General features: G+C 30.4%; 11 protein-coding genes. All 11 read left to right on the top strand.

The window, feature by feature from the left end; all coding sequences use genetic code 11:
- The first annotated feature begins 46 nt into the window (after positions 1-46).
- Positions 47-724: a tyrosine-type recombinase/integrase gene (locus B3J26_RS05895; protein ID WP_291073745.1), complete on the top strand. Its 678-nt coding sequence runs from the start codon at positions 47-49 to the stop codon at positions 722-724.
- A gap of 88 nt (positions 725-812) precedes the next feature.
- Positions 813-1,067, top strand: coding sequence for a type II toxin-antitoxin system Phd/YefM family antitoxin (locus B3J26_RS05890; protein ID WP_291073743.1), 255 nt, complete (start codon positions 813-815; stop codon positions 1,065-1,067).
- A complete protein-coding gene (locus B3J26_RS05885; RefSeq protein ID WP_114999210.1) occupies positions 1,068-1,325 on the top strand; it encodes a Txe/YoeB family addiction module toxin in 258 nt (85 codons plus the stop codon). It abuts the gene before it with no gap.
- Between the two features lie 191 nt (positions 1,326-1,516).
- A complete protein-coding gene (locus tag B3J26_RS05880) occupies positions 1,517-1,846 on the top strand; it encodes an ArsR/SmtB family transcription factor (protein WP_291060603.1) in 330 nt (109 codons plus the stop codon).
- 59 nt (positions 1,847-1,905) lie between these two features.
- The gene (locus B3J26_RS05875) at positions 1,906-2,370 is read left to right on the top strand and encodes a DUF6428 family protein (protein WP_291073741.1); all 465 of its coding nucleotides are present in this window, start codon (positions 1,906-1,908) and stop codon (positions 2,368-2,370) included.
- 168 nt (positions 2,371-2,538) lie between these two features.
- The gene (locus tag B3J26_RS05870) at positions 2,539-3,609 is read left to right on the top strand and encodes an ArsO family NAD(P)H-dependent flavin-containing monooxygenase (protein WP_291073739.1); all 1,071 of its coding nucleotides are present in this window, start codon (positions 2,539-2,541) and stop codon (positions 3,607-3,609) included.
- Positions 3,610-3,613: 4 nt separating this feature from the next.
- On the top strand, positions 3,614-4,225 hold the full coding sequence (locus B3J26_RS05865; protein WP_291073737.1) for a low molecular weight phosphatase family protein: 612 nt from the start codon (positions 3,614-3,616) through the stop codon (positions 4,223-4,225).
- Positions 4,226-4,228: 3 nt separating this feature from the next.
- Positions 4,229-5,263: an ACR3 family arsenite efflux transporter gene (gene arsB / locus B3J26_RS05860; protein ID WP_291073734.1), complete on the top strand. Its 1,035-nt coding sequence runs from the start codon at positions 4,229-4,231 to the stop codon at positions 5,261-5,263.
- Between the two features lie 114 nt (positions 5,264-5,377).
- The gene (locus B3J26_RS05855; RefSeq protein ID WP_291073732.1) at positions 5,378-5,692 is read left to right on the top strand and encodes a hypothetical protein; all 315 of its coding nucleotides are present in this window, start codon (positions 5,378-5,380) and stop codon (positions 5,690-5,692) included.
- 132 nt (positions 5,693-5,824) lie between these two features.
- On the top strand, positions 5,825-6,271 hold the full coding sequence (locus B3J26_RS05850) for a hypothetical protein (protein ID WP_291073730.1): 447 nt from the start codon (positions 5,825-5,827) through the stop codon (positions 6,269-6,271).
- Positions 6,272-6,466: 195 nt separating this feature from the next.
- Positions 6,467-6,736 (top strand): helix-turn-helix domain-containing protein (locus B3J26_RS05845; RefSeq protein ID WP_291073728.1); only part of this gene is annotated, 270 nt, incomplete at its 3' end.

The following is a 6,736-nucleotide window of genomic DNA, read 5'->3' as shown; positions in this document are numbered from 1 at the left end:
AAATTACTAATGTTAGTTTTAATACAAATGTTCAATTTTAGCGATAATGTTTAAAGATGCTATTCGTGAAGAAATCATCACTTTAAATACTTATCCATTTGCGAGTGTAAGAATCAAAAAAGACAAGAGTACAAGACTGTTTTTAAACAAAGAACAAATCGAGCAGCTAAAAAACCACAAGAGTTCATTTGGTCAAACAGATACCTACTTCAGAGATATGTTTATTTTTAGTTGTTATGCCGGAGGATTACGTTTTAGTTATGTCGTTACCTTACAATGGAAAAACTACGATGAAAACGAACAACGTATCAGATTAAACATTCGTAAAACAAAACGTTCACATCAATTCAAAGTAGGTCAATCTGCTTTAGAGATATTAAACAAATACAAAAAAGAAACTTCCGAACCAGATGATTTTGTATTTCCAATCATTTCAGAAGCTAATTTCTTCGAACAATCCAACGAATACCAACTAAAAGTAATTGGTAGCAAAAATGTATTATGTGGTCAGAAATTGCGTAGAATCGGTAAAGAATTAGAATTTCCGTTCTCGTTATCATTTCATTTAAACCGACATACATTTGCAACACAAGCCTTAGCTAACGGTATGCGTATTGAGTATGTTTCTAAACTTTTAGATCACTCCGATATCGGAACAACTCAAATCTACGCTAAAATTGTAAACGAAGAATTGGATAAAGCTGTAGAGCAATTTATTGAATAATAGATAATTATTTTAGAATAATGTATAAAAATAGATTTTCCAAATCAAAATATTGTACATATATTTGTACACAATAAAATACAAGATTATGATTATAGCAAGTGTTTCAGATTTCAGAAAAAATATTAAATCTTATTTAGATAGTGTTTCAAAAAATTTTGAAACCTTAATCATCAACAGAGGGAAAGATTCTGGTATTATTGTAATGTCTTTAGAAGAATACAATTCATTAATGGCTACAAATCATGAATTATCTTCACGAATCAACGAATCAAGATTAGATGCTGCCATCGAAAAGTTAAAAAGCAATCAATCTTTTGAAAGAGAATTAATCGAGGAATAGATGAAATATATTTTCGTAGATGAGTCTTGGGAAGATTATTTATTTTGGCAAAAAACCGATAAGAAAAAAGTAAAACGTATCAATGATTTATTAAAAGATATTTCACGTACACCTTTTACTGGTATTGGGAAACCAGAGCCATTAAAACATAAATATTCAGGGTTTTGGTCACGTAGAATAGATGAAGAGCATCGTTTAATTTACAAGTACGAAGACGGTCAGATATTAATAGCAAAGTGCCGTTTCCATTACGATTAAATAATTCATTTTTAAGATATAAATAAGATAGAATTCTGTTGGGATGTAAAACTTAACAGAATTTTTTTTATGCAAAAAATCGTCAACGAGGAATTAGATAAAGCAGTAGAGCAGTATATTGAATAATTAATATTAAATAATTTTAGTATTTATAAAACATATCGTAATATTGCAATGATAATAAATCATTAATGGGAACAACTAAATCGGAAATATTTACAGACGAACAAAATAAACTAGCTACTTTATTCAAAGTATTAGGACATCCTGCTCGTGTGGCTATTATTCAACATATTATCAAGCAAAATGCGTGTATCTGTACAGATTTGGTGGATGAATTAGGTTTAGCACAAGCCACTATTTCTCAACATTTAAAAGAATTAAAAAGTATAGGAATTATTCAAGGTTCCATCGAAGGAAAATCGGTTTGTTATTGTATTGATCAAAAGGTTTGGGCTGCAATTCAAAATGAGTTTTCTAACTTTTTCAATCAAAATGTAAAAGTAAATCAATGCTGTTAAGGCATTTTTTTGAAATAAATCATCGTAATATTACGATTAATAAATAATAATATAAGAATATGAAACTGTCAAGAATTAAAGAAATCTTACCAACATTAGAAAATGTTGAATTTCAATTAGAGGATGGTACTTTCGTGCCAGAGCATTTCCACGTTACAGAAGTGGGAGAAATCACAAAGAAATTTATTGATTGTGGTGGTGTCATCAGAAACGAAAAAGTAGTAAACTTTCAACTATGGAATGCAGACGATTACGAACATCGTTTAAAACCAGGTAAATTATTAAACATTATTCGCTTATCCGAAAACAAATTAGGGATTGAAGATTCAGAGATTGAAGTTGAATATCAGTCGACTACAATTGGTAAATATGATTTAGAGTTTAATGGAAAACATTTCATTTTAAAAAATAAAAAAACAGCTTGTTTAGCCGAAGATGCTTGTGGTATTCCTTCAGAAAAACCAAAAGTGAAATTGTCAGAAATCCAATCATCTTCTTGTACACCAAATTCGGGGTGTTGCTAAATATTGTAACCATAAATATTATAACAATTACCAATGATAATTTTTTAGGAGTTGTAAAAATCGATAAACAAGGATTATCAAACAGTAAACGGTATTAATATAGATAAGAATTTATAGAAACGTAAAAGTATTAATTTGTGAATGCATAAATCAGATAAAAACAATTCAATGGATGAAATATTTGATGTTATAGTTATTGGAGGCGGGCAAAGTGCATTAGCTTGTGGATATTATCTAAGACGTGCAAAACTGAAGTATATTATTTTGGATAAGCAAAATACTTCAGGCGGGGCTTGGCTCCATACTTGGGATAGTTTAACCCTATTTTCTCCAGCAAATTATAGCTCGTTACCTGGATTGATAATGCCAAATTCTGAAAATAAATTCCCTACAAAAAAAGAGGTTATACATTATTTAGGACAATACGAGCAATATTATCAACTTAATGTGAAAAGAAATAGTGAAGTTGTTGAAATTAAAAAAAATGGAGATTTTTTTCAAGTTCACACGCAAGAAAGTTTTTTTAAAACCAAAACAGTTATTTCTGCTACAGGAACGTGGGGAAATCCTTTCATTCCGAATTTAAAGGGAATAGAAAATTACAAAGGTGTTCAAATACATTCAAGTAAATATAAAAACCCCGAAGATTTTAATGGTTTAAAAACATTGGTTGTTGGAGAAGGTAATTCTGGTGCTCAAATTGTTGCTGAAGTATCAAAAAATACGACAGTAAAATGGTCAACAAAAAAAACACCTGAATTTCTACCCGATGAAGTGGACGGCTATTATCTGTTTAAAATTGCCAACGCAAGATATAAAGCAGAATTAGAAGGAAAAACATTTGATGCATCAAATTACAATTTAGCCAGTATTGTTATGGTTCCACCTGTAAAAGAAGCTCGTGAAAGAGGAGTGTTAATTTCTAGTGGTACATTCCGTGAGTTTTACGACAAAGGAGTAATTTGGGATAACGGCGAACAAGAAGATTTTGATGCAATTATTTGGTGTACAGGCTTCGGTTACGATACTACATTCCTAAAATCACTAATACAACTAGATGAAAAAGGTATTGCAAAAACCAATGAAACTAAGTCTTTAGATATTGAAGGTTTATGGTTTGTAGGCTATGGTAATTGGACAGGTTATGCATCTGCAACTTTAATTGGGGTAAACAGAACCGCAAAACAAACAATTTTAGAAATTCAAGATTTTTTATCTAAACACTTAAAAATTAATTAAAAATATGTACTCAACAATATTAAAAACTGTAGAGCAATTTCATTTTGAAAATATCAGTAATGATCGCAAAAACATTTTACAACCTTTAATAGATTACATTCAAGGAAAGGTAAATAGTAAAAAACCGGTAAACCTTAATTTTATTTGTACACACAATTCTCGAAGAAGTCATTTATCACAGGTTTGGGCGCAAACTTCAGCATCATTCTATAATATAGATAATGTACACTGTTATTCAGGTGGTACACAAGAAACAGCTTTGTTTCCTAAAGTAGCAGAAACATTAGAAAATCAAGGCTTACAAATTCTAAAAATTGCAGATAGTATAAATCCTATTTACGCCATAAAATTTGATGAAAATTGTTTACCAATTATCGGTTTTTCTAAGAAATATAATGATGCTTTCAATCCTATTTCAAATTTCGCAGCGATTCTAACTTGTTCCCAAGCAGATGAAGGTTGCCCTTTTATTTCCGGTGCTGAAAAGCGAATTCCCATTACTTACGAAGATCCTAAAATATCGGATGGTACAGCCGAACAAACCGAAGTTTACAAACAACGAAGTACCGAAATAGCAACCGAAATGATGTACATATTTTCACAAATCACTAAATAAACGATGCAATCAAAACTAAAATTCCTTGATAGATACCTAACCTTATGGATATTTTTTGCAATGATAGCAGGGGTAACGATTGGATATGTATTTCCTAATATGCCTTTTTGGGTTGAAAGTTTAAGTGTGGGTACAACTAATATTCCTTTGGCATTAGGTTTAATTATTATGATGTTTCCACCTTTAGCCAAAGTAGATTATGCTTTATTACCAAAAGCACTCAAAAACAAAAAAGTAATTGGTATATCCTTAATCCTAAACTGGATAATTGGTACAGTTTTAATGTTTGGTTTGGCAGTTCTATTTCTTCATGACGAACCGGATTATATGTCTGGATTAATACTAATTGGTTTAGCTCGATGTATTGCAATGGTGATCGTTTGGAGCGATTTAGCGAAGGCTAATAGAGAATACACAGCGATGTTAGTCGCATTGAATAGTATTTTCCAAGTCTTAAGTTACAGTTTTTTAGTTTGGTTATTCATTAACATATTACCAAGTAAATTAGGCTTAGCTAATTTTAATGTTTCGGTTTCAATGATAGAAGTAACCCAAAGTGTATTGATCTATTTAGGTATCCCATTTTTAATAGGTTTTATCACGAGATACACGCTAATTAAAAAGAAAGGTATAGAATGGTACAATCGTGTATTCGTACCCAAAATTTCTCCCATAACACTCTATGCATTATTATTTACTATTGTGGTAATGTTTAGTTTAAAAGGAGATAAAATACTTGAATTACCTTTAGACGTAATCAAAGTAGCAATCCCATTAGTGATCTATTTTGCACTGATGTTCTTCATCAGTTTCTTTATCAATAAAGCAATGAAGGTTCCTTATGATAAAAATGCATCTATTTCATTTACAGCAACAGGTAATAACTTCGAATTGGCCATTGCAGTTTCTATTGCGATATTTGGTATTCACTCGCCACAAGCTTTTGTAGGAGTTATTGGTCCGTTAGTCGAAGTTCCTGTATTAATCCTTTTAGTAAAAGCTAGTTTGTGGTTGAAAAGCATATATTATAAAGAATAGAGCAATACATCGAATAAGGAAGTTTTAAATATCTTTAACGACACATTTTATCTTTGTAATGTATTAATTTACTTCAAATTACACTATAAAAGGTTAATTGCTAAAACTTAATTTATGATGAAGTATTTGATAAAAGAAACTGTACAATTCAAAGAGTTTACACAAGTTGCTTTACACAATGTAAAGTCAGAAGAATTTGATATTATAGAGGTTCAACCTCTTACAAATGACGGGTATTGTCAAGCATTAATTGACAAAATATTTGAGATTTCTCATTCTGAAATTGCTGATTTTATCAAACATCAACTTTTATATGCAAAAGATAAGCTACATTGGATTAATAAGTTTGAAAAGTTAGTTTCAGTAAATGAATTTCTGTTTGAAAAAGGAAGAAATAAAACTCGTTTAATGAAAATTTATACTTCATAAGAAATAATTCGATTAGGTTTATATAAACCAATAGAGATTAAAGACGAAGAAAGACCTGCACCAAGATACATCAATGCAGATTCAGAAGAACGATATTTTTCTTTTTATAAAACGCAGAAAAATTTGGAACAGATGGAGGATTATTGCGATCAGATCTTTTTCTTAACTGATGAGAAATACGAATACGAACAAGCTAACATTCATTTTATCAATCCAAAGCTTCCAGAATATTCAGTGCAATGCAACAAAAAAATTGACCACTTACAACACATCAGAACATTAACGGAAGAATTACAAGTGGTTAAAGAAGAAAAATGCAATTACAACAAACTACAATTCAATGGAAACGTCAATCAGTTGGTAGACATATTTTACCAATTAAACAGAGAGTTGTTTATTAATGGTAAAAATTATTTAGATGGAAATGTAAACGAGATTTCTAAAATGATTGTTTATTCTTTTGTAGACAAAGACGGAAATAAAGTAAGTATTGAAACGGTCAAAACCATACTCACACCATCACGAGAAGAAAAACGACCGAATAACGCAAAACGAATTGATGTAGATAAATTACTATAATATTCGCAATCCTAACTATCCCAGTTAGGATTTTTTTTTGGTCATAAAAGTCCTGTTCATACGTTCAACCTCAAAAATCAAAAGTCTTTATCTATCAGCCATTCAAAAAGATATGGTCCTGACAAGACCATTTCAGGACTAACGGACTTTTTTTTCTGTACTTCATTTGTTCCATAATCTTAAACAAATTAGAAAATGGAAGCAATCATTTTAACAAAGGATCAATACGATGCGATCGTATTCCAATTAGAGGAAATCACTAAAAAATTAAACAAAGCATTAGCAGCTAAACAAGAAACATTTATGGATAACCAAGAGTTTCTAATGCTAATGAAAATCTCAAAACGAACTGCTCAAACGTGGAGAAATGAAGGAAAGGTTTCATTCTGTCAAGTAGGCAACAAAATCTACTACAAAATGTCTGATGTCGAAAAGTTATTGAACGAACACTACAACAAATCATTC

This window comes from Empedobacter sp. UBA5987 (genome assembly GCF_002429865.1).
Taxonomy (GTDB): Bacteria; Bacteroidota; Bacteroidia; order Flavobacteriales; family Weeksellaceae; genus Empedobacter; species Empedobacter falsenii_B.
The sequence above is the reverse complement of the archived record's forward strand: the minus strand, read 5'-3'. Positions and strand labels throughout refer to the sequence as shown.

Excerpts from the sequence above, each read along its gene's own strand:
- B3J26_RS05895 (WP_291073745.1), top strand. The coding sequence starts at position 47 with ATGTTTAAAGATGCTATTCGTGAAGAAATCATCACTTTAAATACTTAT.
- B3J26_RS05890 (WP_291073743.1), top strand. The coding sequence starts at position 813 with ATGATTATAGCAAGTGTTTCAGATTTCAGAAAAAATATTAAATCTTAT.
- B3J26_RS05885 (WP_114999210.1), top strand. The coding sequence starts at position 1,068 with ATGAAATATATTTTCGTAGATGAGTCTTGGGAAGATTATTTATTTTGG.
- B3J26_RS05880 (WP_291060603.1), top strand. The coding sequence starts at position 1,517 with ATGGGAACAACTAAATCGGAAATATTTACAGACGAACAAAATAAACTA.
- B3J26_RS05875 (WP_291073741.1), top strand. The coding sequence starts at position 1,906 with ATGAAACTGTCAAGAATTAAAGAAATCTTACCAACATTAGAAAATGTT.
- B3J26_RS05870 (WP_291073739.1), top strand. The coding sequence starts at position 2,539 with ATGGATGAAATATTTGATGTTATAGTTATTGGAGGCGGGCAAAGTGCA.
- B3J26_RS05865 (WP_291073737.1), top strand. The coding sequence starts at position 3,614 with ATGTACTCAACAATATTAAAAACTGTAGAGCAATTTCATTTTGAAAAT.
- arsB (WP_291073734.1), top strand. The coding sequence starts at position 4,229 with ATGCAATCAAAACTAAAATTCCTTGATAGATACCTAACCTTATGGATA.
- B3J26_RS05855 (WP_291073732.1), top strand. The coding sequence starts at position 5,378 with ATGATGAAGTATTTGATAAAAGAAACTGTACAATTCAAAGAGTTTACA.
- B3J26_RS05850 (WP_291073730.1), top strand. The coding sequence starts at position 5,825 with ATGGAGGATTATTGCGATCAGATCTTTTTCTTAACTGATGAGAAATAC.